26 protein-coding genes and 1 pseudogene are annotated in these 23,925 nt (G+C 34.3%); 18 read left to right on the top strand and 9 right to left on the bottom strand.

Annotation, left to right across the window (positions count from 1 at the left end; genetic code table 11):
• Positions 1-31: 31 nt before the first annotated feature.
• Positions 32-1,300: an MFS transporter gene (locus tag AC0IXC_RS14315; RefSeq protein ID WP_002031019.1), complete on the top strand. Its 1,269-nt coding sequence runs from the start codon at positions 32-34 to the stop codon at positions 1,298-1,300.
• A gap of 109 nt (positions 1,301-1,409) precedes the next feature.
• Positions 1,410-1,934: an outer membrane protein assembly factor BamD gene (locus AC0IXC_RS14310; RefSeq protein ID WP_061688915.1), complete on the top strand. Its 525-nt coding sequence runs from the start codon at positions 1,410-1,412 to the stop codon at positions 1,932-1,934.
• A gap of 40 nt (positions 1,935-1,974) precedes the next feature.
• Here AC0IXC_RS14310 and AC0IXC_RS14305 read toward each other — a convergent pair whose 3' ends face one another.
• Positions 1,975-2,868, bottom strand: coding sequence for a LysR family transcriptional regulator (locus AC0IXC_RS14305; RefSeq protein WP_002126660.1), 894 nt, complete (start codon positions 2,866-2,868; stop codon positions 1,975-1,977).
• 161 nt (positions 2,869-3,029) lie between these two features.
• On the opposite strand from AC0IXC_RS14305, the gene AC0IXC_RS14300 reads away from it, so the two are divergent.
• From AC0IXC_RS14300 to AC0IXC_RS14280, 5 genes are read left to right on the top strand one after another with little or no spacing between them, the layout of a single operon-like run.
• Complete coding sequence (locus AC0IXC_RS14300; protein WP_063217879.1) at positions 3,030-4,022, top strand: ABC transporter ATP-binding protein; 993 nt, start codon at positions 3,030-3,032, stop codon at positions 4,020-4,022.
• The gene (locus AC0IXC_RS14295; protein WP_471652985.1) at positions 4,000-5,025 is read left to right on the top strand and encodes an ABC transporter substrate-binding protein; all 1,026 of its coding nucleotides are present in this window, start codon (positions 4,000-4,002) and stop codon (positions 5,023-5,025) included. The genes AC0IXC_RS14300 and AC0IXC_RS14295 overlap by 23 nt, the downstream gene beginning before the upstream one ends.
• 12 nt (positions 5,026-5,037) lie before the next feature.
• Positions 5,038-6,708: an ABC transporter permease gene (locus AC0IXC_RS14290; protein ID WP_002031009.1), complete on the top strand. Its 1,671-nt coding sequence runs from the start codon at positions 5,038-5,040 to the stop codon at positions 6,706-6,708.
• Positions 6,705-7,967 (top strand): MBL fold metallo-hydrolase, encoded by a 1,263-nt coding sequence (locus tag AC0IXC_RS14285; protein WP_471652984.1) that lies wholly within the window; start codon positions 6,705-6,707, stop codon positions 7,965-7,967. The genes AC0IXC_RS14290 and AC0IXC_RS14285 overlap by 4 nt, the downstream gene beginning before the upstream one ends.
• 20 nt (positions 7,968-7,987) lie before the next feature.
• Positions 7,988-8,821, top strand: coding sequence for a hypothetical protein (locus AC0IXC_RS14280; protein WP_471652983.1), 834 nt, complete (start codon positions 7,988-7,990; stop codon positions 8,819-8,821).
• A gap of 53 nt (positions 8,822-8,874) precedes the next feature.
• Here the strand turns inward: AC0IXC_RS14280 and AC0IXC_RS14275 are convergent, their stop codons facing one another.
• Positions 8,875-9,297, bottom strand: a complete 423-nt coding sequence (locus tag AC0IXC_RS14275; protein WP_002011948.1) for a YfmQ family protein — start codon at positions 9,295-9,297, stop codon at positions 8,875-8,877.
• A 131-nt stretch (positions 9,298-9,428) separates the two neighbouring features.
• Here AC0IXC_RS14275 and AC0IXC_RS14270 point away from each other — a divergent pair, with 131 nt between their 5' ends.
• From AC0IXC_RS14270 to AC0IXC_RS14245, 6 genes are all read left to right on the top strand, one after another.
• Positions 9,429-9,545, top strand: a complete 117-nt coding sequence (locus tag AC0IXC_RS14270) for a hypothetical protein (RefSeq protein ID WP_002031004.1) — start codon at positions 9,429-9,431, stop codon at positions 9,543-9,545.
• Between the two features lie 65 nt (positions 9,546-9,610).
• Positions 9,611-9,772, top strand: a complete 162-nt coding sequence (locus AC0IXC_RS14265) for a hypothetical protein (protein ID WP_000109008.1) — start codon at positions 9,611-9,613, stop codon at positions 9,770-9,772.
• Between the two features lie 161 nt (positions 9,773-9,933).
• Entirely contained in the window at positions 9,934-10,569 is a 636-nt protein-coding gene (locus AC0IXC_RS14260) for a cupin domain-containing protein (RefSeq protein WP_471652982.1), read from the top strand.
• 100 nt (positions 10,570-10,669) lie between these two features.
• Positions 10,670-11,761, top strand: a complete 1,092-nt coding sequence (locus AC0IXC_RS14255) for a serine hydrolase (protein WP_002086414.1) — start codon at positions 10,670-10,672, stop codon at positions 11,759-11,761.
• Positions 11,762-11,888: 127 nt separating this feature from the next.
• On the top strand, positions 11,889-12,464 hold the full coding sequence (locus AC0IXC_RS14250) for a histidine phosphatase family protein (RefSeq protein ID WP_215591110.1): 576 nt from the start codon (positions 11,889-11,891) through the stop codon (positions 12,462-12,464).
• A gap of 89 nt (positions 12,465-12,553) precedes the next feature.
• On the top strand, positions 12,554-12,925 hold the full coding sequence (locus tag AC0IXC_RS14245; protein WP_000461762.1) for a hypothetical protein: 372 nt from the start codon (positions 12,554-12,556) through the stop codon (positions 12,923-12,925).
• Positions 12,926-12,964: 39 nt separating this feature from the next.
• Here AC0IXC_RS14245 and AC0IXC_RS14240 read toward each other — a convergent pair whose 3' ends face one another.
• From AC0IXC_RS14240 to AC0IXC_RS14230, 3 genes are read right to left on the bottom strand one after another with little or no spacing between them, the layout of a single operon-like run.
• The gene (locus AC0IXC_RS14240; RefSeq protein ID WP_088039143.1) at positions 12,965-13,885 is read right to left on the bottom strand and encodes an alpha/beta fold hydrolase; all 921 of its coding nucleotides are present in this window, start codon (positions 13,883-13,885) and stop codon (positions 12,965-12,967) included.
• Positions 13,837-14,166, bottom strand: a complete 330-nt coding sequence (locus AC0IXC_RS14235) for a DUF3147 family protein (protein ID WP_002086410.1) — start codon at positions 14,164-14,166, stop codon at positions 13,837-13,839. The genes AC0IXC_RS14240 and AC0IXC_RS14235 overlap by 49 nt, the downstream gene beginning before the upstream one ends.
• Positions 14,150-14,560: a MarR family winged helix-turn-helix transcriptional regulator gene (locus AC0IXC_RS14230; protein WP_002030991.1), complete on the bottom strand. Its 411-nt coding sequence runs from the start codon at positions 14,558-14,560 to the stop codon at positions 14,150-14,152. The genes AC0IXC_RS14235 and AC0IXC_RS14230 overlap by 17 nt, the downstream gene beginning before the upstream one ends.
• Before the next feature lie 124 nt (positions 14,561-14,684).
• Here AC0IXC_RS14230 and AC0IXC_RS14225 point away from each other — a divergent pair, with 124 nt between their 5' ends.
• Positions 14,685-15,512, top strand: a complete 828-nt coding sequence (locus AC0IXC_RS14225) for a PP2C family serine/threonine-protein phosphatase (RefSeq protein ID WP_326996412.1) — start codon at positions 14,685-14,687, stop codon at positions 15,510-15,512.
• Positions 15,513-15,558: 46 nt separating this feature from the next.
• Here the strand turns inward: AC0IXC_RS14225 and asnB are convergent, their stop codons facing one another.
• Positions 15,559-17,382, bottom strand: a complete 1,824-nt coding sequence (gene asnB, locus AC0IXC_RS14220) for an asparagine synthase (glutamine-hydrolyzing) (protein WP_471652981.1) — start codon at positions 17,380-17,382, stop codon at positions 15,559-15,561.
• A gap of 267 nt (positions 17,383-17,649) precedes the next feature.
• Here asnB and AC0IXC_RS14215 point away from each other — a divergent pair, with 267 nt between their 5' ends.
• Both AC0IXC_RS14215 and AC0IXC_RS14210 read left to right on the top strand, forming a co-directional pair.
• Positions 17,650-18,216 carry a sigma-70 family RNA polymerase sigma factor gene (locus tag AC0IXC_RS14215; protein ID WP_471652980.1) on the top strand — a complete coding sequence of 189 codons (567 nt, stop codon included), beginning with the start codon at positions 17,650-17,652 and terminating at the stop codon, positions 18,214-18,216.
• Positions 18,213-19,324 (top strand): annotated as a pseudogene (locus AC0IXC_RS14210) (DUF4179 domain-containing protein). The gene AC0IXC_RS14215 and the pseudogene AC0IXC_RS14210 overlap by 4 nt, the downstream one beginning before the upstream one ends.
• Before the next feature lie 40 nt (positions 19,325-19,364).
• Here AC0IXC_RS14210 and AC0IXC_RS14205 read toward each other — a convergent pair.
• On the bottom strand, positions 19,365-20,438 hold the full coding sequence (locus AC0IXC_RS14205) for a beta propeller repeat protein (protein ID WP_326996415.1): 1,074 nt from the start codon (positions 20,436-20,438) through the stop codon (positions 19,365-19,367).
• A 268-nt stretch (positions 20,439-20,706) separates the two neighbouring features.
• On the opposite strand from AC0IXC_RS14205, the gene AC0IXC_RS14200 reads away from it, so the two are divergent.
• Both AC0IXC_RS14200 and fbpA read left to right on the top strand, forming a co-directional pair.
• Positions 20,707-21,606 carry a cation diffusion facilitator family transporter gene (locus AC0IXC_RS14200; RefSeq protein WP_002012090.1) on the top strand — a complete coding sequence of 300 codons (900 nt, stop codon included), beginning with the start codon at positions 20,707-20,709 and terminating at the stop codon, positions 21,604-21,606.
• Positions 21,607-21,799: 193 nt separating this feature from the next.
• Entirely contained in the window at positions 21,800-21,970 is a 171-nt protein-coding gene (fbpA, locus tag AC0IXC_RS14195) for a Fur-regulated basic protein FbpA (protein ID WP_002012091.1), read from the top strand.
• 52 nt (positions 21,971-22,022) lie between these two features.
• Here the strand turns inward: fbpA and AC0IXC_RS14190 are convergent, their stop codons facing one another.
• The gene (locus tag AC0IXC_RS14190) at positions 22,023-22,694 is read right to left on the bottom strand and encodes a GntR family transcriptional regulator (protein ID WP_002030983.1); all 672 of its coding nucleotides are present in this window, start codon (positions 22,692-22,694) and stop codon (positions 22,023-22,025) included.
• A gap of 16 nt (positions 22,695-22,710) precedes the next feature.
• Positions 22,711-23,676: a DMT family transporter gene (locus AC0IXC_RS14185; protein WP_016103098.1), complete on the bottom strand. Its 966-nt coding sequence runs from the start codon at positions 23,674-23,676 to the stop codon at positions 22,711-22,713.
• Between the last annotated feature and the right edge of the window lie 249 nt (positions 23,677-23,925).

Raw genomic sequence — 23,925 nt, 5'->3', positions numbered from 1 at the left:
ACAATTTAACTTTTAAAGGGAGAGTGTCATAATGGGGGATGTAAGTATAGGTCAAAATGATTGGAAAATGAAGATTGCAACGAGAAATATTATTTTAATGATGATTGGAAAAATGACGTCCTTGTTAGGGGCGGGTATTTATACGTTTGCAATGGGATTATACGTATTAAAGACAACTGGTTCAGGAATGGGGTTTGCAACTACTCTTATTTGCGGATCAATACCAAGAATGATCTGTGGCCCAATTGCAGGTGCTGTAGCTGACCGTGTGAACCGAAGATGGCTTGTAATTGGCACTGATTTATTAAGTAGCTTAACAATGCTTATCATGTTTATTCTTGCTACTATATTTGGACCATCACTTCTGTTTATTTATGTATCAGCGGCATTATTATCAATTTGTGCAAGTTTTTATTCTGTTTCATTAACTTCGTCTATTCCTAATTTAGTAGATGAGGAGCGTATTCAAAAAGCGAGTGCTTTAAATCAGACGGCATCATCTTTATCGAATATTTTAGCGCCGATTATTGGAGGAGTTGTATTTGGTTTCTTTTCAATCAAAACATTTTTCTTGTTAAATAGTATTACATTCTTTTTAGCAGTTATTGTACAATTATTCATCGTATTTGATTTATATAAAAAAGAATTGGCCGAAAGTAAAGAGCATTTCTTGACGAGTATAAAAGAAGGTTTTTCATATGTGAAACGACAGCATGAAATATATGGTTTAATGAAAATTGCAGTAGGGGTAAACTTTTTTGCGAGTGCACTTTTCGTTTCGCTTCCATATATTATTATTAAAAATTTGCATTTATCCTCGAAGCAACTCGGTGTTGTAGAGGGAATGTTAGCAGTCGGGATGCTAATTGGTGCAATTGTTTTATCAGTACGTAAAGAAGTGAATAATCCGTTTCGCTCTGTTTATATTGGACTGTTTTTATTTGCGGGCTTGAGTTTATGCACAGTCTTTCCGTTGTTAGTTATCATTCCGAAAGTAGCAAGTTTTATTTACTATATCACTTTTATGATTTTAACTGGTATATCAATGATGGTTGTAAATATCCCGATGCAAGTACATATGCAAAAGACGACAGATCCAAACTATTTAGGACGTGTATTCGGTCTACTTGAAACAATTTCTACTGCAATCGCACCGCTTGGAATGATTGTATATGGATTATTATTAGATATGTTGCCAACTAGCATTGTTATGATGACATTAGGTGGAGGATTATTGTTAGTTGTATTAGTTGGAGTAAAGCAGCATATGGCGAAAAAACAAGTGGATGTATCGGTTTAAAAGAAAATTTTAACAATATAAAAATGACCATATTAGTATTTTAGTTTTTGAAACTATTTTTCATGTATGTTACAGTAAAGTAAGCAGGCAAAGAAAAGGAGAAAACATCATGAGAAAATTAAGTTTTGTAATGCTTTTTCTGTTAGTCGTAATGGCTGGATGTAGTAATTATGACACGTATATTGAAACAGGTATGCAATCATTGAAAAATGAAAAATATAGTGATGCGATTATGTGGTTTGAAAAAGCGGAAAAAGAGAAATCAGGGAATGAAGCAAAGGCATATAAAGAAGTCGCTCAGTTACTAGATCGTGGTGCGACAGCATTAAAAGACGGTAAGTATTTAGAAACGAAAGATATTGCAAATGAAGTGTTACAAAAGAAAAAAGATGATGCACTTGAAAAAGCTGTGACATCAAATGCAGAGAATATGCTTCAAAAAGCAAAAGATGTGGAAGAGAAAGTAAATGAAAGAGTAGCGAAACGAAAAAAGGTAAATGAAGAAGGAATCGATAAATTAATTAAAGCTGTTGATAGTATAGATGATGTAAAAGAAAAAGAGAAAAAAGTTTCAGAAGCATTAGATAAGGCTGAAGAGGCACAAGCGAAAATTGAGGATAAGAAAAACAAATAGAGTTATAGTTTAAAAGGCTGTCGTGTATAACGACAGCCTTTTAATTTTTTTCTGCAAAAGAAGTAATGCTATGTAGTAAAAAAGAAATTATTTTAGAATTCCATCTGTCCTCATGATGAATGGTATAAATATTACGCTGAAATTCAAAATCAGGGATCGGTATATAGCATAGCTCATTTCGTTGTACTTCTTGCTCAATAGCAAGTTTTGAAATAAAGGCAACCCCATTACCATATTTTAAAATTTGTTTCATCGTTTCTAATGAATCTAGTTCAATTTCTGATTGGAATGTAATGTTATGTGCTAACGTCCATTGTGTAAGTAAATCTCTCGTTGTAGATGGATTACGATGCAATAATATACGTTCTTTTTCGATATCTTGTAATGATACATTTGTTCTTTTAGAAAGATGATGTTCTTTGGAAAAGGCAAGAACAAGTGTATCAGGCATTACATTCATTTGTTTTAGAAGTGGTTCGTCAAACGGTGCCGCAGAAATTACCCCGAGATCAATTTCATGATTTTGTAGCATCGTTCGAATTTCAGGAGCTGTTTTTACTATGAGTGTTATTTTTATATTTGGAAATTCGCATTGAAATTGGTGAACAACTTCTGGTAAAAGATAAGTCGCTGGTACATAACTAGCACCAATTGTTATAGCGCCTTTATTAAAATCTTTAAACTCTTGTGTGACCCGCCTAGCTTCTTTCATAAGTGCATCTATTTTACAAGCATAATGATGCAACGCCTCACCAGCTTCTGTTAAGAAATACCTTCCAGAACGTAATTCAAATAAAGGTACACCAAGTTCCTCTTCTAAGCTTTTTATATGAAACGTAATAGTAGGTTGTTTAACACCAAGTTTTTCTGCAACGATAGTAAGCTTTTTGTATTTCTTAATAAGCACTACAATTTCTAATTTTAAGAGATTCATGATAAGTTGGCCCCTTTTTCTTCTAACTATAGAAAAAATCTATAGAAATAAATAGTTTATTAGAGATTTTTTAATTTAATCTTTACAGTACATTAACATTCAGTATAAAACTTCCAGATAGAATGAAAGCAGGTTAAGAATGAGGGGAGAGAGGTGAAACGATGGATATTAAAATTCATGGATTAGAAAAGGCATTTGGGAAAACACAGGCGTTAAAGCCGTTACAGATTGTAATGAAAAAAGGGGAATTCACCACACTTTTAGGACCTTCAGGATGCGGGAAAACGACTTTACTTAGAATGATTGCAGGGCTTGAGGAACCGGATAAAGGTGAAATATATTTTGGAGATAAGTGCATGTATTCTTCTGCTAAAAAGATAAAAACATCTCCTCATGAGCGGAATATCGGCATGGTATTTCAAGATTTTGCTTTATGGCCGCATATGACTGTATTTGAAAATGTTGCATTTGGTTTAAGGGCTACAAAGCAAACGAATCACTTAAGAGAAAAGGTAGAAGATGCGATAAAGCGAGTTCGTTTGCAAGGTATGGAGAAAAGATATCCGCATGAACTCTCAGGTGGACAGCAGCAACGTGTCGCATTTGCTAGAGCAATTGTAACGAAACCTCATTTTATTTTGTTCGATGAACCGTTAAGTGCACTCGATGCAATTTTGCGAGAAGAAATGCGATTAGAACTTATGGACATCGTTCATTCAATTGGTTTAACGGCATTGTATGTAACACATGATCAAACAGAAGCTATGTCAATGTCAGACCAAATTATTGTCATGAAGCAGGGTGAAGTATTACAAAAAGGAACACCAGAAGACATTTATGTGAAACCGTCTCATGAATTTGTTGCAAAATTTGTTGGTAAGGCAAATTGGCTTGTAGAGGGGAAAAAAATGATTCGTCCAGAGCATGTGAGCTGGACAAAAAATGACTTATGCGAAATGTATACAGGTGAAGTTCAGCACGTTACATATGTAGGAGAACGTTATGAAGTGAAAGTAAACATGGGGACACTCGGTGTATGGACAGCTTATCACAATAGTAAGCTAAGCATTGGTAAACCGGTATCGTTATATGTACCAAAAAAATGTATTCATCATATAGGGGGAGAATCGTATGAAGAAATTCAGTTCGCTTAAGTCTTTATTTGTATGTACTTTACTATTTTCTGCTGTAGTAACAGGTTGTAGCTCAAAGACAGGCAGTGTAGATGCAAAAAATAAAAACGCTAATGAAAAGAAAATTGTTGTATATAGTGCAGGACCAAAAGGATTAGCAGAAAAAATTCAAAAGGACTTTGAAAAGAAAACAGGGATAAAAGTAGAAATGTTTCAAGGAACAACAGGTAAGATTTTAGCAAGAATGGAGGCTGAAAAGAAAAATCCAGTCGTTGACGTTGTCGTACTTGCTTCTTTACCAGCGATGGAAGGATTAAAAAAAGATGGGCAAACGTTAGCTTATAAAGAAGCAAAAAAAGCTGATAAGCTTCGTTCTGAATGGTCGGATGATAAAGGACATTATTTTGGATATAGTGCTTCAGCATTAGGAATTGTGTATAACACAAAAAATGTGAAGACAGCACCTGAAGATTGGAGCGATATAACGAAAGGAGAATGGAAAGGGAAAGTGAATCTTCCAGATCCAGCACTTTCAGGTTCAGCTTTAGACTTTGTAACAGGATATGTGAAAAAGAATGGACAAGATGGATGGAATTTATTTGAACAGCTTAAGAAAAATGAAGTTACAGTAGCTGGGGCAAACCAAGAAGCGTTAGACCCAGTTGTAACAGGTGCGAAAGATATGGTAATTGCGGGTGTTGACTATATGACGTACAGTGCAAAAGCAAAGGGTGAACCGGTTGATATCGTATATCCAAAAAGCGGAACAGTCATTAGTCCACGTGCAGCAGGCATTATGAAGGATAGTAAAAATGTAGAAGGTGCAAAAGAGTTTATTGATTATTTATTATCAGATGATGTGCAAAAACAAGTTTCTAAAGCGTATTTGTTGCCAGGTAGAAAAGATATAAAAGCTGAAAATAGACCGAATGTAGAAGAGATTCCAGTATTAAATATTGATTGGAAAACAGTTGAGAAAGAACAAGATGAAATAGCAAAACAATTTAAGAAAGTATTTCAATAAGATGGTGATTACATGGTAAATCGATTCGTATCAGTAAGACAAGTTGGAATGACAGTAGCGTTGTTACTTGTGGCGATGTTAATCGTCATTCCGCTTTTTCTCATTTTATTTTCTAGTGTATATGAAAATAGCAGTTGGAATTTTTTAAAGCCTTTTGAAGTCATGCAGAGTGGTGGATTAGCTGGAATTTTTCTGAATTCGATGCTTCTAGGTGTACTCGTTGTAATAGGAGCTACAATATTTGCGTTTCCATTGGCGTTCATTATGAGCAAAACAGATGTAGGAAAGTATAGTAAGTTAGATATTGTTTTTATGATCCCATTTATGACCCCACCCTATATCGGATCGATGGGATGGATTTTGTTCATGCAACCTAACGGTTATTTTGAACAATTTTTTCCGGCTTTAAAGCCGATTTCATCATCGTTTTTTAGTTTAGGCGGTATGGTTTTAATTATGAGTCTGCATTTATTCCCATTCCTTTACTTCATGTTGAAAAACACGTTACTTCAGATTGGGAGTAGTAAAGAAGAAGCGGCAGCAGTTCATGGTGGAAGTTTTTTCTATCGTTTAAGAAAAATAATACTACCGTTATTGTTATCAAGTTATGTAATGGGTGCTTTACTCATTTTCGTAAAGACGATTGCTGAATTTGGAACACCAGCTACATTCGGACGTAGAATAGGATTCCATGTGTTAACATCTGAGATTCATAAATTTATCTCTAGTTGGCCGATTGATTTTGGCAGTGCCACAGCACTATCTTCTTTATTACTTAGTGCGTGTATGCTCATTTGGTATATGCAAAATGTATTGAATCGAAAGTATACATATGCAATGGTTAGTGGAAAAGGTGTGAAATCTAAAAGGTATACTTTGTCTATATTTGCGCGCGTTATAGCATGGGTTTATGTAATTGGCTTACTAATAGTAGCAATTGGAATCCCATACTTTTCTATACTTATTGCTTCTTTGTCGAAGTTAAGAGGCGGTGGCTTACATTTTAATAACTTTACAACAAGTCATTATGAAGCATTATTTACAATTGGTTCTCCGGGATTAGAAGCTTTATGGAACAGTTTTCTTTTTTCACTCGTAACGGCGATTGTTGCTGTAATTATTGGCGTATTTTTGGCGCTTATGATTCGAAAGGGGAAAAAGTCCTCTGAAAAATGGCTTGATATGTGCGGCATGTTACCGAATATGGTACCAGGAATAGTGATGGTTGTAGGGCTTATTTTATTTTGGAATTCACCCTATATGCCTATGTCAATTTACAATACACCAGTCATGGTTATCGTAACGTATGTTGTTCTCTTTTTACCTTATACGGTGCAGTATGTAAAAGCATCGCTCGGACAAATTGATGATTCTCTTGTACAGGCAGGAAGTATTTTTTCTGGGAATTATATTTATATTTTTAGAAAAATAATATTGCCGCTTATTATTCCAGGAATTCTTGCTGGATGGGCGATGACATTTACGATTTCGATAAGAGAGTTAGTAGCATCGCTTCTCGTACTACCTCCATCAGTAGAAACGTCAGCAACGTTTATTTTTGCTCAATTTGAACAAGGAGAAGTATCTATAGGAATGGCAATGGCTGTTGTTTCTGTTGGGCTTACAACAATGTGCTTATTACTTCTGCAACATATGGAGCAAAAACGAAAAGGGGTAGCATGATGAGGATGGAAGTATGGGGAGGAGCGGGAGAATACGGTCGTTCCTGCTATTTTGTAAAAAATAAAGAGACAAAAATAGTATTTGATTGTGGTATTAATCGATCATATGAGGATAGTTATCCAAAAATAGAAAGAGAAGTTGTTCCATTTTTGGATGCAGTATTTTTATCACATATTCATGAAGACCATACGATGGGTTTACCTTTATTGACGAAGTATGGATATAAGAAAAAAATTTGGACGACTCGTTATACGAAGGAGCAATTTCCAGCTCATTTTGAAAAATGGGGAAACTACAATCTTTCAAAAGGGTGGAATTTACCTTATAACGATCAAAATATTAAAGATTTAAATTATGTATGTATTGATGAGATTAGTAATCCAAATGAATGGATACAGATTACACCAACGTTGCGGTTTCAATGGGGGTATAGTGGGCATGTATTAGGAGCTGTTTGGTTTTTAGTGGATATGTGTAATACATACGTATTTTATTCTGGTGATTATTCAGCAGAATCTAATATACTACGAGCTAATTTACCTAAAGATTTGCGAAGCGATATAAAAATTGCAATTGTAGATGCCGCTTATCACACTGATGATGTTTCACAAAAGGAACGAGTAGACGAATTATGTGCAGAAATTGAACGAGTTGCGCACAATAAAGGAATAGCATTACTACCACTGCCCTCACTTGGTAGGGCGCAAGATATAGTATTGTATTTATATGAACGATATAAAGAACTTCCAATTATAGTAGATAAAGAAATTTTTGCTGGATTTGAAGAGATGTTCGTATATAAAGATTGGTTAAAAAATAATAAAAAACTTGAACGGGTTGTGGAGGATTTAAAAAGAAACATAATAGTTATGGATAAGGACATTTGTATGCAAAATAGTTACGGAATAGTTGTAATGAGTGATGCGAATATGCAAACAAAACGAGCACAGTTGTATTATGAACAACTTCGGCATAAAGAACGAAATTCCATTATCTTTACTGGACATATTGCTAAAGGAAGTTTTGCAGAAAAAGTTTTGAAGGAACGTGTAGGTAAAGAATGTAGGGTGAAGCGAGTTCCATATAAAGTTCATCAAAGTATAAGTGACGTTAAGGAAATGTTAAATACACTATTACCAGAACATACGGTGTTAGTACATGCTTTGAAAGAGGATACGGATCGATTACAACAAAAGCTAAGCACAGCAGGATATGAAAATGTGTATTCGCTTACTCTGGAACGTATAGAAGTAATTTAAAATGTAAAGGAGATCGGTATATGAAAAAGGTATTTGTATTCGTAAGTATTTTCTTTTGTTGTTTCCTTTATCATGTTAAGGAAGGGTTTGCTGCTAGTCCAATGAAACCCAGTTTTGAAGTGAAGTTATTATTAAAGCCAGAACAAGTATTAGGTTATAACAAAGAGATGAAGCAAGAGGTACTAGAATATTTTCAGGCTGGTACAAATTATGAAAGAATACAGGTGCAATTTTTAGATACGGCAAATAAAAATTTAAGTAATGAAGGTTGGTTTGCGAGAATTCGAAAGAAAGAATTTAGTAAAGATTTTGAGCTAACATATAAAAAAAGATATCCTATTCAAAATGGTGTAATTCAAGAAGCACTAGAAGTGGCTAAAAAGGATGGATTTGATAGTAAAACTGATAATTATGAGGCGGAAATAGATTGGGGATTTGAGAAAAAAACGTTAAGTATTTCAAATAAGAAAAGTTACAGTGCTAAAGGATATGGAGTACTTGATTTACCAAACGAACGAGCCGCTCAAAACATGTTAATAGAAAAGTTGCCAGGGAAAATGAACAAATGGTTGTATACGAATTGGGGAGAAGAAATGCTCAAGAATTCTCGTATTTACGGTCCTGTATTAATGAAACGGTATACAGGGGAGTTTGAAAATATAAAAACGAATATTGAAGTTTGGCCACTAAGTAATACAGGGAAAATAGAAGATGATTTCGTAATAGAAGTGTCGTTTAAAACAAATGAGGAAAGTATTGCAACAAAACAAAGAGAATTATTAATGAAGAGTTTAGAACAAAAAGGATGGTTGTTACCGAAAGATAGTTTGAAGACAGAGCTTATTTTTCAGTAAATAGGAAAGAAGGAATCCATGTGCCATGGATTCCTTCTTCTAATATATGAGTATTAAGCTAAATCAGCTGACACGAACATATCATTATTTTGAAGGTTTTTAGAGCGTAAACTATAAGCAACTACCTTCTTTTTATGTTGTTTTACTACATCAACATGCTCTTCATGACTATAAATATAAAATGTAAAATCTTTTTTGCCACGTTTTGCATTGATAATTAAAGGAGTGCCTTCATTGTGTGGTGGTGCATAATAGCGATCTAAAAATAATCCTTCATTAAAATCATGAATAATTTTGGATTTCTTTTCGCCTTCTAAGTTATTTCCATTGATTGTAACAGTCACATTCTCTTCTTCAAGTTGTGGATGTGTTTCGTACTTGCTAATAATGGATTCAATAGCAGAGTTAGGAAGGCTAGAAACAATAATTTTAAATGCTCCAAATACAACTAACATTACAATAAACCAAGTCGTCATAGTATTTCATCCCCTTTATCCCACAGTAACGGTCCGTAAAATCCTGGTTGGTGCGGGCTAATAATCAGTGTGGGATAGATACCCCGTACTGACTAAAATTTCACTTTATCCTATTTAACAATATAACTCATGTGGCAATAGTACATATGGTGAAGTTTTGTATAATTTGTGAAAAATATTCCATTTTTATGAACGAAATATTAGAAAAATCAATTTTGTTACAAAAAGTTGAAATCGAAGTATTTTAAAAGAAAAAGGTTTATAATAAAAATATAACTAATAACAACATTACTAATTATAAGGAAGTGTAACTATGAGTACTGTAACAATCGTATATGGTATTATTCTTTCTACAATTATTGTTTTATTTATTGTCGGGGTATCGCGTTATATTCATAAGTGGAAAGAAGGAGTTGCGAAATTAAATCATATTGAAGAAGAACTTAGTGATTTAATGTTACATCATGGTAAGTAAAAAGTTTATTTTTTAACTAAATAATGTGAAAAAAATCACAAAACATGCTCTCATCATGAAGGCATGTTTTTTTGTTATGTTGTTAATAGGCACATTTATAAAATTTCCCCATACGATACAGTGTGAAAGTAGAAATGTTCGGAGTGGAAAAGAGGGATAAAATGAGTAGTTCAGGTTATGTTCCAGATAATAAAAATTTAAAGAAAAGCTCAGGAACTCCAAACCTTTTCTTTGATTCGAGAAAAAATGTCTTTTTTAAAAGAGATGAGAAAAACGTTGCATATGAAGTTACCTCAACGCAGTTACCTGCGATGATAGGAGGGGCGTTTGTTGATTTATTTATGACGAAAGGGCATATGCGGGAACCACATTGGCATCCGAATGCGTGGGAATTAGATGTTGTTGTATCAGGAGAAGTAGTTACATCCATTTTAAATCCCGAAACGAATCAATTGCAAAATTATCATGTGAAAGCGGGGCAAACTGTCTTTATTCCAATGGGATGGTGGCATTGGATTACAGCGGTAACAGAAGAAGTACAATTACATTTGTTCTTTAATAACGATCAGTTTGAAACAGCAGAGGGATCAGACATACTTAGATTAACACCGCCAGAAGTATTTCAAGCTGCATACGGTGTAAGTGCAGAAAAATTAGGAAAGGACCTTTCGCCAATTAAGGAGTCAGTTGTAATTGGTCCTCCTAACTCAAATCGACTAAATAGAGTTAAAGAAAGTGACGACTCAAATATAGTTGTTACGTTAAATGGACAAATAACATCATGTGAAATAGAGTAACTCTTTCTTTTTTTAGGAAGAGTTACTCTATTTTGTATAATTTTGTATTTTTATTCGTTATAATTATTATATAGAAGGGAATTTATAGAGGGGGCATATTGTGAACATATTAAAGATTATAGGAATTGTTGCAGGAGTGATTGTAGTAGCTGTTATAGCTTTCTTTGTTATTATGAAGTACTATTTGTCAAAAGAAGATCCTGATTACGTATTAAACTACATAAAAGAACATAAAGGTGATGAAACGTGTTCATTACTTATTAGAAAAAACGGTGAAGTAGTAACATCTGTAAATGAAAATAAAAAATTACCATTAGCAAGTACGGCAAAAATCGTAATAGCAGTTGAATTTGCTAAGCAAGTGTCAGAAGGAAAAATAAGTCGAGATGAACAAATTTCATTGCAGGATTTAGAAAAATATTATGTTAAAAACACTGATGGTGGAGCGCATCCTGACTGGTTAGAAGATTCAAAAGTGAGAGAGTTAGTGCAAAATGGACAGATTGCTTTAGAAGAAGTGGCTAAAGGGATGATTCATTATAGTTCTAATGCGAATACAACATATTTGTTAGATAAGCTTGGAATAGAAAGAGTAAATGATAGTTTAAAAGAGTTAGAACTTACTAGTCATGACAAGTTCTCTTCGTATACTGCTTCACTATATATGAGAGGGTATGTAGAAAAAGAGCTTAATGAGCCAGAAAATCAATCGTTAGAAATGATACGTAACATGTCTAATGATGAATATAATAAACACGTGTTACAAATACATGAATGGATGAAAGATGAAAGTGAATGGAAGAAACGTGATATACCATTAAAAATAGATATGGAATTCCAGCGTATTTGGTCAGATCGATTAGTGAGTGCAAATGCTAAAGATTATCTGAGTTTAATGGAAAAGATAAATAGTAGAAATTATTTTCCAAAATCAATGCAAGATGAAATTGATAATGTTTTTAAAGGAACAGTTGAAAATAGTAAGTTGGAATATGCTGGTCAAAAAGGTGGTTCTACCGCATTCGTATTGACAAAAAGTTTGTATACTACAGATAAGAAAGGGAATAAGGTAGAAGTTGTAATTATGTTTAACGATATAGAAGATCAAGTTGCATATCAAAAGCTGAGAAATAATATAGATTATTTTATTCAAGATGCTATAACAGATGAAGAATTCAGAAGAAAGTTATAATGAAATAATTTTATTATGTAAACAACGGGCGCTTATTTGAAAGCGTCCTTTTCTTTTACTGATACAGGATCTCCTATTTACTCCATTGAATATAGATTGAAACTAAGAAAGAAAGGAAGAGGAACAAATGACTACAATATATTTCGTTCGCCACGCTCACTCTACATATACAAAGGAAGAAAGGGAACGCCCCTTATCTGACAAGGGACACATTGATGCAGATAATGTAATACATTTATTAAAAGAGGAACATATTGATGTTGTGATCTCTAGTCCGTATAAAAGGGCGATTCAAACCGTGCAAGGAATTGCGAATACATATAATTTATCAATACAACTGGAAGAAGATTTACGGGAAAGGTTATTAAGTAAAGAGCCAGTAACAGATTTTAACGATGCTATTCAGAAGGTATGGGAAGACTGGACTTTTGCATACGAAGGCGGGGAATCAAATGATGTAGCGCAGAGGCGTGCTGTATTATGTATGCAAAGTATATTAAAAAAATATAAAGGTAAGAATATTGTAATAGGTACTCATGGGAATATTATGGTATTACTAATGAATTATTTTGATTCGAAATATGGTTTTCAGTTTTGGAAAACCCTTCATATGCCTGATGTGTATAAATTAACTTTTGATAATAATTGTTTCAGTTCTGCTGAAAGAATACAGTCTACAGATTATCAGATAAATAATTTGTAAAAGTTTATCAAAAAAAGAGGAAAGGGAGAAGGTATTGTAGAAGTATGACTTTGTAACATAAAAAATATTGGTTAAAGGAGGCTGTTTACATGTTTGAGAAAGAGAAAGAAGGGCTTATTGAAGTTCACAACGTATATGAAATCGCACCAGCAGATGGAGCAATTATAGGTATGGCAACGGAAGAAGAAATGGAGATTGCTGCTGAACTAGAGTTACAGTACTATGCCCATTCTCGTTTATTAGAAGCAAATATTCAGTTAGACGGTTCCTCCTATAAAGAGTTACTTCAGGAGTTCCAGGAGTACGAAAGAAAATCAATGAACTTTTGGAGAGCAATACATAAACGTTTAGCTGTGCCATGGGCATGGGTACTACGTATTGATGTTGCGAACGGTCCTATATATGTAAGCAATGGGAGTTCGTATTATGAAGAAGTCGATGATGAAGAAGACTATGAATAGATAAGTAAGGAAGCAGCTTTAGTTGCTTCCTTTTTTTATTTACAATAAGTGAATGGCTTCAATGATAGCATCTGGACGATCGTTTTCTATCCCGTGACTAGCATGTTCAGCCAAAATGTATTGGCTGTTTATTGAGAGATTTAATTGTTCACGAATAAGTTCTTGCCACATATCTTCAAGTTGTGTAGCTTCTTCTTTTGGCATACCGCCCTCAATCAATTGAGCAATAGAATATTGAGGATCTCTACTGATAACGATTAATGGTATTTCTAATGTTTTATGTTGTTTTTTTATTGAGCGAGCACAATTTTTCCACTCGGACAGTTCAGAAGCTGTCGCTTTATATAATGAAGGAGAGGTAGAAAATTTGATATGCTGTTTTGTTGTATTGACGAGCATAGATTTTAGTTCATTATAAAGTGCGTCTGCATCCATGTTGGAGTAAGTATAATATTTTTGTAGCCACATATCATCAGAATCAGTTTGATCAGAAACTGGTAAATGAAGCTCATCTAATCGGTGTAAGTTCATGGAAGTAGAATCAACTAAAAGAAGTGCTTGCAGCCTATCTTCATGTAACATTGCAAAATGTTGTGCACATAACCCTCCATAGGAATGGCCGATTAGAATGATTGGCTTGTGAATATGTAGTTTGTTTAGTAACATATGTAGTTCCTTTGTAACTTGCCTTGCTGTACGTGGAGTATTTCCTAGCTCACTTTTTCCGTAACCTGGGCGATGGTATGAAACAACTGTAAAGTGTTGTGAAAGCTCTTCTATAATAGGGAGCCAATCATAAAATGAGCAACTCATTCCTGTTTGAATGACTACAGTTTGTTTACTGTTACCTCTTATATATACTTCTACAGTTTGTCCAAATATCTCTATTGATCTATTAATAGTAATTCCCCCTAAGCTTGAAATACTTTTTGGCAAGTAAAGACGATACACCAAGCACATATGCCGAAGAGTATAGATGTACTAAGTGAAAAGGAGTTCTTTAAACCGATATAAACAATAAATAATAGTAGTGCGGATGCAGGAAATCCATATAATACGCCTAAAGCGAATTGACTTAATTCTTGTTTACTCCCACCTTCGAAAGAAATCCAAAATAGGCTTAGTAAACTAACGAGTGGAAGGGCAGCGATAAAGCCGCCTATCGTACTATAATGTTTAGCGACTTCAGTAATAACGCCGATAATAAGTGCCGAAACGATTACTTTAACGAGGAAATGCATATTTTGCCTCCTTCGCTAATAACGAAAAGGCTTTTTCAATTAATTGTTGTTCTTCTTTTGATAACTGTGATTCTAATATTTTTATCTTTTCTTTATCTAGTAAAGTATGCTTTTCTAATACTTCAATGCCTTCTTTCGTTAAAGTAAGGTTTACAACCCTTTCATCGTGTTTGTTTCTTTCTTTTATAATAAATCCTTTTTGAATAAGGCGCTTTACGTGTTCAGATGCTGTGTTATGAGAGAGACTAAGCTCAGTAGCAACTTTTCCAATTGTTATATCTTTCTCACGAGAAACGATTTGTAAAATACGAATAGCTTGGTGAGAAAGGTTGTCTTCATATTCATATCGTAAGTGATAATAAATACTTTCCCAATGTTGATTAATGTCTTTCATAATGATAAATCCTCCTATTTTTATATCGTATAGTAAGATATATTCGTTGATTAAGAAGTGAAATCCTTTTATTTTCATTAAAAATGTTGAAAAAGTTTATTTTTATTGAAATATAAGGTAATCTATGTGTAAAGGTATACATTTAGCAAGAGAGAGGATGATAGCTGTGAATACATTTAAATGGATTAGTCATGAAAAGATGTATGTAGATCAAATACATGTTGAAAAATGTGGTCCTCTTTCAGTCGGCGTATATGGAGGAAATCAAGAGAGTGATGCATATGAAAGAGGAGATGCAGTGCTAGCTTGGTGGGATCCGAAATTAGAATTTGAATTTGTTATGATTTTTGATACACATCATAAAACGAAAAATATACATTATATAATAGAAGCGATTTCAGAAAGAGAAGAAAAACTAAAAGAGTTATTTTCATACCCAATCCATTTAGCATTTCATCATACACATATGTATTTATTAGCGTTATTTACAGATGAGCTCTTTATCGAGAAATGTGACCAAGATGATAAGGAACTTGCATGTTTAATTTGTTTACGAAAAGGTGAGTTCTTATATTGGCTATCAGTTGGTGATTGCTTCGCGTATTTATTCCATTCAGAGCAAACGAAAAATGGAAAAGGTAGGCTAAATAAGCGTAAGAACTATGAGTATATAGGAAGAAAAAATGTTTTTGCAGCGAATACACCTTGTTTTACATCAGGGGTAAGGGGATTAGAAAAAGGTCAGAATCACATTGTAATGGCAACGGATGGTATTTTAGAGTGTGATAAACTAAAGTTTGATGATGATCAATCTTTAGTAGAAATATTACACGACGGATCTTGTTTACAGATTGAGCCTGTATTAACAAATGTACTTCAGTGGAAAGGTAGAGATTGTGCCACTATTATTGGATGGTCCATCGATACTGAAAATAGACAATGTGCCAATTAATAAATGAAAGAGAGTTCAAGGATTTTTGTCCTTGAACTCTTTTTTGTTAAGCAATATGAATATGATACGTTTTTAACCATTCATTTACTTGTAGCATATACTCCATAGCACTTCTTGCTTCAAAATTGGTAATCTCTTTGTTACTTTGATCAGCAATTGCAAGTAATATGGAATGGTTAATGAGTGAGAAAACAGGATTGTTTTTATTACTGCACATATCAAGCGTTAAATTGCGGATTGTTTGTAAATAGTGTGGATCCTGTGAAGTAGGGTAAGCGCTTTTTCTTCTATTTCGCACATCATCAGGTAAAGCTGGTTTCAGCGCTCTACGTAAAATTCCCTTTTCGATATTATCAATACTTTTAATATTGAAAGGAACGTTCCATAAATATTCAACTAATCTATAATCGCAAAACGGTACACGAACTTCAAATCCTACAGCCATACTCATACGGTCTTTACGGTCGAGTAAGAACGGAAGGAATCGTGTTAAAAATAAATAAAACATTTGACGTTGTTTCGCGGATTTTTTACTTTCACCTTCAAGAGTAGGTACTTCAAGAGCAGCCTCATGGAATCGTTTATTAATGTACTGCTCAGGATTACATTGAGTTGTTACGTCGTTTAATAATAGAGAAGATGTGTTTTTCCAGTTTGTTAACCACGGAAACTTATCTACATATAATAGTTCTTCTTGATGAAACCAAGGATATCCCCCGAATACTTCATCAGCAGATTCTCCAGATAAAGCTACGGTTGCATCTTTTTTCATTTCGCAAAATAGTAAATAAAGTGAAGTTTCCATTTCACCAGCACTGGGTAAATCTTTCGCGTGAAGGGGAACGAATAAGTGATTTGCTAACTCTTCAGCATTCACAATAATGTCATGATGCGATGTCCCTACATGTTCAGAAACACGTTTTACCCAAGGAGCGTCTAAACCAGTGCGAGCAAATGTCAGTTCGAAATCTTTCGCGCTATTTAAAAAGTCGATTGAATATGTGTGAAGTGTTTTGTGTTCCTCTCTAAATTCTTTACCTGCCAGTGCAGTAATACCACTAGAATCTAATCCGCCTGATAACATACAGACGAGAGGAACATCGGCAATTAATTGTCTTTTTACTGTATCTTGTAAAATAGATAAAATATGTGATGATGTATCATCAGTAGAATCTGTATGAATCTTACTTTCTAAATTCCAATACTTTTGAACTACTTTTTTATCACGTGTGAATGTTATAGAATGTCCAGCACGAACTTCTTGAATATGTTTAAAGACGCCACATCCTGGAGTTCGAAATAAGCCTAATCCAAATATTTCATTTATGCCGTCCGCATCAATTTCAGCAGGAACAGATGGATGAGCTAATAATGCTTTTATTTCAGATCCGAAAATAATACTGTCATTTCTTTCTGTATAAAAGAGTGGCTTTACGCCTAAATGATCACGTGCTAAAAACAGTTGTTGCTTCTGATCATCCCATAAGGCGAAAGCGAAAATTCCGTTTAAATGTTGTACGCAGTCTTCTTTCCATTCTAAATAAGCATGTAGTAATACTTCTGTATCTGAATGCGTTTCAAATGCATGACCACATTTTCGAAGCTGTGCTCTCAGTTCACGAAAATTATAAATTTCTCCATTATAAGTAAGAGCATACGTATAATCACCGGTATGGAATGTTTTTGGCTGCGTCCCGCCTTCTGGGTCAATAACAATTAAACGTCGGTGTGCAAAAGCCGCATGAGGTGAAAACCAAAATCCTTCAGCATCAGGACCGCGATGCTGAATACTATTCGCCATCTTTTCTAAAATAACATGTTCATTTGAAAGATCTTTCTTCCAATCTACCCAACCTGTAATTCCACACATACAAATCTCATCTCCTAATTTAAAATTATAAAAGTAGATTAATTAAATGAAATGTACACCAGGTTAAAGAGTGTCTGCATAAATAGTGTACTACACTAATTGAATTACAGACTTGAGAAAATTTTCTTCAAGCCTATATTTATATGAGACAATGGCTAAGGAAAAGTATTCCATTACATACAAAAAATAAAAAAGATGAGAGAAAATATTTTTTTAGACGTTATATAGGGTGTAAAAGCTTTTACAAAAAATAAGGGGAATCGCTACATGAAATCAAATGAGAAAAATTTTATAAAAAGATTACAGCGGCAAAAAGAAGATGCGCTAGAATTTGTTGTCGATACATACTTACCACTCATAAAAGGAATCACGCACAAAGTACTTCTTCCAGCTCAAAATGATGGATTGATAGAGGAATGTGTAAATGATATATTTCTTTCCATTTGGAATAACGCAAATAAGTTTCATGGAGAGCCGAGTGATTTTAAAAAATGGATTGCAGCGATTGCAAAGTTTAAGGCGATTGATTATTACCGGAAAGCGACTAGAACAGTAGAAATTATTTCAGATGAGTTTCATATTAGTACAGAAAAATCGGCAGAAGATGAATTAATCGTTATGGAAGATAGGGAAGAGTTATTGAAGCTTATTAATCAATTAGAACCGTTAGATCAAAAGGTGTTCGTTATGAAATATCTTCTCGGTATGAAGACAGAGGAAATCGGTGACAAGTTAGGATTAACCAGGGCGGCGATCGATAATCGTGTGTACCGGGGAAAAAAGAAACTACAACAAAATGCTACGAATATTAGTTTTGGAGGTAGTGCAATATGAAAGACATTTATGAACTATTAAATGATATTGATATAGATGAAAAAGAACTTGAGGAAATTGAGGCTTCTGAAATTGAAAAAGAAAAAGTAAAACGCAATGTAAAACAATCGATGCGTACGAAGAAAAAGATGAAAAGTTGGAAAAAAAGTGTTGCTGCTGCATCCATTTTAGTAGGATTATCAGTTGTAACACTCGGTATCGGATTTCCTACATATGCTGGAGGATTGCCAATTGTAGGTGACATATTCCGCTTTTTAGATAACGGTAGAACAGGATTATATGAAAATTATAAAGAGTTTTCGACTGAATTGAATATGACGAGAGAGAGTAATGGGGTTAAAGTTACAATTAATGATGCTGTGTTCGATGGTAGAACAATTACAATCACATATTCTATTGAGAGTGAAAAAGATTTAGGAGAGAAACCGTTCCTATTTGGAAGTCCGCAAGTTATGGGCTTTAATGGCGGAGGAGGTAGTTCGAACGTTTCAAAAGTTGGAGAGGGAAAATACGTAGGTATGACTACGATGAGTGGTAATAGTAGTAAAAGGTTAGATGTTGCAAATGTTTGGTGGGATATGGAAGAAATTGAGATGGATTATAAAGGTAATTCAATTAAAGGGAACTGGAATTTCGCACTTAGTTTAAAAGCAATGAATAGTAAGGAAGTAAAGCTCAATAGGGTTTCTGAAAATGAATTAATAAAAGTAAATATAGACAAAATGGAAGTAACCCCGATGTCCTTTATCGTTTTTTACAATCAAGAAGAATCTAAGGCATTACGAAGTATATGGGATAGCGCGGATGTGGAATTAGAAATAAAAGATGATTTAGGAAATAAATATGCAGGTGAAGGAAATGGAGGAACTGGTACAGTAGCAGAACCACATAAAAGTAGTTGGAGTGCTACATTCCAAAAGTTAAACGAAAATGCTACAAAGCTTATCGTTACACCTCGTGTGCACTTGCGAGTTCATACACCTGAAAATCATGGTGGAGTGGAATATGTGAATGGAAAAGAGAAGAAAATTGAAGTGCCGAAAAAAGAAGCGAAGAGTAAAGTAAAGATATTGTTCTAGATGATATTGTAATTGATTTAAAGAAATAAAAGAGAGACTGCCTAAAAACATTAGGCAGTCTCTTTTTCGTTAAAAACTAGTAACGAGCAATGCATGCGGATGCTGCGTTTTATACTCATCTTTCCATGTAATGTTTAGCTGTTCCCACGTTTCGCCGCTATCAGTGGATTGAAAGATGCCATTGTTATTTAAAGTGTAAAACGTATGTGGTTCGGCTGGATTTGTAGCAAACATCGAAATGACTGTACCAATTGCAGATGGTAGACCTTGCTGTACTTGCTGGAACGGAGTATCTTTCGTTTTCCGATAAATATAAGATTCATAAGGAATACGGTGATGAGCAAGGTCGGCACTTGGTGCGGCAGAAACGAGAATTGTATCGCAATCAGCCGGATCGATAGCCATGCTGTATAAATAATGATGCTCAAGTCCGTCACTACATGAGATCCAGCTGTTTCCACTGTTATAACTTTCAAGATATGCACGATCAGGTCCGCCCATAAATCCGTCACCACATGATGCATAAAGGCGATTTGGGGCTTCAGGGTGCATGAGTAATTGATGAGCATCGATAGGAGCACCGAATTTTTTATCAATCCATGTATGCCCTTTATCATTACTTTGAATAACAGCACCAGCTTCGATTGAAACATGGAGTGTATTTGGATTGTTTGGATCAACTGTAATCCAGCGTACGTGATGGGTAAAAGGTCTAGGCGGAAAAGCCCACGTATAGGAAGATAATAATGATTTCATATTTTTAAGTTCAGTCCACGTTTCACCACCATTTTCTGAACGGAATAAAGCACTCGGTTCTGTGCCGACATAAACGACGCCGTAGCCGTTAACTTGTTCATTTGAGCTTATCGTTATAGAAGTAATAGAAGAGTGTAAAATACCATCCTCTTTAGGGAAATCAAAGTAACGATATGAATCACCAATTGGTCTCCACGAATCCCCGCCATCGTCACTTAGCCATAAACCTCGTCCAAATGTGCCGCAATAAACACGATTTGTTTGGAATGGATCAACCATAATACAGGTAGGTTGCATATTTTGTAAATGATATGTGGTTTCATAGTTACCATATTGTTCTTTTACTACAACAAGTTCACGCTCCATGCAGAGAAATAGTCGTTTCAATTTTGTAACCCCCTTAAAAATTCTTTCATTAGTAAACAATATGAAAATAAAAAAGAAGTAGTCTTGTTTTTAGTTGAGAAAAAGGACTTGTTTGAAAAGTAGCGAAGTTTGTATACAGAGGAAGCGGGATAAAGTGAAACTTTAATCAGTGGGGTATTGTTCATCTTCTACGGATTAGTAGCATTCACTATCGGGCGTTAATGGGGGATAAAGATAGGGAATTTGTTTTATACTAACATACAGATATTGCACTTAAAGGAGCATTTGTATGGGACACTCACATGATCACGGTCATTCAAAAAATAAAAAAGCGTTATTAATTGCCTTCTTATTAACAACAAGTTTTATGATTGCTGAAGTTATTGGCGGATTTGTAACAAATAGCTTAGCACTATTGTCTGACGCAGGGCATATGTTAAGTGATGCAGTATCCTTAGCTTTAAGTTTACTTGCGTTCAAGCTTGGGGAAAAAACGGCAACGGCCGCGAAAACATATGGGTATAAGCGAGTCGAAATGTTAGCGGCATTATGTAATGGTGTCGTTCTTATTGTCATTTCAGTATATATTTTTATTGAAGCAATTCGTCGTTTTAAGGAACCAGTTGAAATCGCTAGTAATGGAATGCTCATTATTGCTGTGCTTGGTCTGCTTATTAATATTGTATCAGCTTGGATATTAATGAGAGGCGGAGATGTGAAAGGTAATTTAAATTTAAGAAGTGCGTTCTTACATGTACTAGGCGATTTATTAGGTTCAGTTGGAGCGATTATTGCTGCGTTACTTATTAAATTTTTTGGATGGACTGCTGCAGATGCGGTTGCTAGTATTCTTGTGTCTATTTTAGTCATTATAAGTGGATGGCGTGTAACACGTGATACAGTTCATATATTAATGGAAGGTGCACCGCAGCACATAGATGCTGAAGAGGTGAAAAATACATTATTAAATATTACTATTGTAAAAGAAGTTCATGATTTACATATATGGTCTGTAACATCAGATTTTCAAGTATTAACTTGCCATCTTATTATCGAAGGTAATGAAACGCAAAGCGTATTGAAAGAAGCAACGGATGTATTAAAGGGGAAATTTCATGTAGAACATGTCACCATTCAAGTTGAAATAGAAGGTGAATTTAACCATAATGAGACAACTTGCAAAGTATGAAAGAAAAAGGGTATGAAAAAGTGTCATAACATTTTTCGCGTGGCATACATATATATAATGTGGCCACAAATACTTTGTAAGGTAAATATTTCATAAGATTACTTTACTTATTAAGAATCATCTTTTATAATCAAAAGTGGTAATTGATAAAGATTATCATTTTCAATGATCGTAGAAAGGAGTTTTTTAAAAGATGAGTAGTCAACTCCGTTTTGCTGTTGAAAATCGTAAGAGACATTTAATTGATGAGTTAATTGGAGCAGGGGTGTTTAAGATTCGCGACCGACAATTATACGAGCTATCTTTAGAGGAATTGGAAAAAGAGTACGAGCATATTGAAGATTACGCAAATATTCAGGCATAGCATATAGATTATTAAAGAAGGAGCTGGTTACACTTTTGTGTAACCAGCTTTATTATTTCATAGAAATTATTTTTTGTATTTCTTTCATTGGACGGAGCCAGTTTTGAGACATCATTTGTTCCATTCGTTTTTCATCCTGTTTTTGTAGTGCTTGAATTATAGAGTGATGTTCTTTAATAGATTGACTTGCAGGCACGAAGTTTTGGAAAAATAAATATTCAAGGCGTAAAATGTGAAGTTGCATATTTTCTAGAAAAGGTTCAATATATCGGTTTTTAGCAATAGAAGTAATTGTATTGTGAAATCGTATATCTAGTTCTAAAGCTTTTTTTGAATCTTTTTCATGTATAGATTGTTGAAAAGCATCATTTATCTCGGAAAGTAGTTTAATATCAGCGTCTGTAACTTTTTGAAGTGCTTGCTTTCCTATAATTGAGTGAAGACCAGCTATCGTCTCATAAATGATAGATACGTCGTCTAACTTAATAGGCGCGATTTTCGTTTTTTGCCCAGGTACCATTTCAACTAATCCAGAAAGCTCTAAAATTTGTAAAGCTTCTCTAACAGGTGTTCTGCTTACTCCTAGTGCTTCTGCCAATTCCCCATCATTTATTTTTTCATCAGGTCGTAAAACACCTTCTATAATCCAATCTTGCAGTTGATTTAAAACGAGTGACTTTGCTGAAACTCTTCCTGGTTTTTTATAATTTTGAGGGACAGGCATAGTGAATTCAATCCTTTCATTGTATATATTTCTTTTTCGTATTAACAAGCTTTAATTTTGGTTTTCCTTTATCCGGTTTTTGGCTCAATATGAGCACCATTACAATTACACAAAAAGCACCTAATAACTGAAAAGATTGAAACGGTACGTGCAAAATAAGCACAGAAGAAATAATAGCTGCGAGTGGTTCTGTACAGCCAAATAATGTTGTTTCTTTAGGCGTAAGGTATCTTATGCTATCTAAGTATAAATAAAATGCGATGAGTGTCCCGAAAATGACGACAAATGTAATGAGCGGGAGGGTACTTAGTTTTACATATTTCATAGTTGATAATAAAATGAATTCGTTTGTGGAAATAAAGTGTAAAATCGTTACGCCAATCCCCCCAATGATCATCCCCCATCCAACGATAACGGATGAAGACCACTTTTCTAACAATTCTTTTGAATACAAACTATAAAATGCAAGAGATAGTCCAGATAAAACGCCCCAAATGATAGCAGGTGTAGATACAGCTAAGTTATGAACAGAACCGTTTGTTAATAGGAGAAAAGTACCTACTAATGAGAGGGTAATTGAAATATAATCAATTTTTGATGGACGAACGCTCCATTTGAAAAGTAAGTATACAGTGATAAATATAGGGGCTAAATATTGTAACAAAGTTGCAACAGCAGCATTTCCTTCTTTAATAGAAGCGAAGTACGTGTACTGTACAGCAAGCATGCCTAAAAGACCGAACAAAATTATCTTATTTGCATCAGACTTTTGTTTCCAAATTCCAAATATTTCTTTTTTGTTCGCTCCGAATGATGACATAATGAGCAAAATAGCACCGGATATAAGCAAACGGATTGTAACTAACCATTCAGTAGAAACGTTTTCATACTGAAAAAGTTGTTGCGCAGCTGTTCCGGATAAGCCCCATAAACAAGCACCGATTACAACCATAATAATTCCTTTTAAACGATTTGAATCCATAAAATATATAAGTCCTCCTTTTTTAAAAAATATATTGAATACAATATGCAATATATCACAGAATGGAATATCAATAAACTGAAATTTCCAATTTAAAATAAAATTGTTTATCCCGCATTAACGGGCAGTAAGACTCCCACCTTGAAATTCGGCGAATGCGAGGAAGTTAGGTGGGAGTCGTGCTGCTCGTAAAAGTCCAATTGGTGAGGCTAATAATCAGTGGAGGATGGAAAAACCCCCACTGATTAA

The sequence above is a fragment of the Bacillus sp. AC266 genome (assembly GCF_979253805.1).
The sequence above is the reverse complement of the archived record's forward strand: the minus strand, read 5'-3'. Positions and strand labels throughout refer to the sequence as shown.

Bases quoted from the DNA above. Each gene is read 5' to 3' on its own strand.
- AC0IXC_RS14315 (WP_002031019.1), top strand. From the start codon at position 32: ATGGGGGATGTAAGTATAGGTCAAAATGATTGGAAAATGAAGATTGCA.
- AC0IXC_RS14310 (WP_061688915.1), top strand. From the start codon at position 1,410: ATGAGAAAATTAAGTTTTGTAATGCTTTTTCTGTTAGTCGTAATGGCT.
- AC0IXC_RS14305 (WP_002126660.1), bottom strand. From the start codon at position 2,868: ATGAATCTCTTAAAATTAGAAATTGTAGTGCTTATTAAGAAATACAAA.
- AC0IXC_RS14300 (WP_063217879.1), top strand. From the start codon at position 3,030: ATGGATATTAAAATTCATGGATTAGAAAAGGCATTTGGGAAAACACAG.
- AC0IXC_RS14295 (WP_471652985.1), top strand. From the start codon at position 4,000: ATGAAGAAATTCAGTTCGCTTAAGTCTTTATTTGTATGTACTTTACTA.
- AC0IXC_RS14290 (WP_002031009.1), top strand. From the start codon at position 5,038: ATGGTAAATCGATTCGTATCAGTAAGACAAGTTGGAATGACAGTAGCG.
- AC0IXC_RS14285 (WP_471652984.1), top strand. From the start codon at position 6,705: ATGATGAGGATGGAAGTATGGGGAGGAGCGGGAGAATACGGTCGTTCC.
- AC0IXC_RS14280 (WP_471652983.1), top strand. From the start codon at position 7,988: ATGAAAAAGGTATTTGTATTCGTAAGTATTTTCTTTTGTTGTTTCCTT.
- AC0IXC_RS14275 (WP_002011948.1), bottom strand. From the start codon at position 9,297: ATGACGACTTGGTTTATTGTAATGTTAGTTGTATTTGGAGCATTTAAA.
- AC0IXC_RS14265 (WP_000109008.1), top strand. From the start codon at position 9,611: ATGAGTACTGTAACAATCGTATATGGTATTATTCTTTCTACAATTATT.
- AC0IXC_RS14260 (WP_471652982.1), top strand. From the start codon at position 9,934: ATGAGTAGTTCAGGTTATGTTCCAGATAATAAAAATTTAAAGAAAAGC.
- AC0IXC_RS14250 (WP_215591110.1), top strand. From the start codon at position 11,889: ATGACTACAATATATTTCGTTCGCCACGCTCACTCTACATATACAAAG.
- AC0IXC_RS14245 (WP_000461762.1), top strand. From the start codon at position 12,554: ATGTTTGAGAAAGAGAAAGAAGGGCTTATTGAAGTTCACAACGTATAT.
- AC0IXC_RS14240 (WP_088039143.1), bottom strand. From the start codon at position 13,885: ATGTGCTTGGTGTATCGTCTTTACTTGCCAAAAAGTATTTCAAGCTTA.
- AC0IXC_RS14235 (WP_002086410.1), bottom strand. From the start codon at position 14,166: ATGCATTTCCTCGTTAAAGTAATCGTTTCGGCACTTATTATCGGCGTT.
- AC0IXC_RS14230 (WP_002030991.1), bottom strand. From the start codon at position 14,560: ATGAAAGACATTAATCAACATTGGGAAAGTATTTATTATCACTTACGA.
- AC0IXC_RS14225 (WP_326996412.1), top strand. From the start codon at position 14,685: ATGTGTAAAGGTATACATTTAGCAAGAGAGAGGATGATAGCTGTGAAT.
- asnB (WP_471652981.1), bottom strand. From the start codon at position 17,382: ATGTGTGGAATTACAGGTTGGGTAGATTGGAAGAAAGATCTTTCAAAT.
- AC0IXC_RS14215 (WP_471652980.1), top strand. From the start codon at position 17,650: ATGAAATCAAATGAGAAAAATTTTATAAAAAGATTACAGCGGCAAAAA.
- AC0IXC_RS14200 (WP_002012090.1), top strand. From the start codon at position 20,707: ATGGGACACTCACATGATCACGGTCATTCAAAAAATAAAAAAGCGTTA.
- fbpA (WP_002012091.1), top strand. From the start codon at position 21,800: ATGAGTAGTCAACTCCGTTTTGCTGTTGAAAATCGTAAGAGACATTTA.
- AC0IXC_RS14190 (WP_002030983.1), bottom strand. From the start codon at position 22,694: ATGCCTGTCCCTCAAAATTATAAAAAACCAGGAAGAGTTTCAGCAAAG.
- AC0IXC_RS14185 (WP_016103098.1), bottom strand. From the start codon at position 23,676: ATGGATTCAAATCGTTTAAAAGGAATTATTATGGTTGTAATCGGTGCT.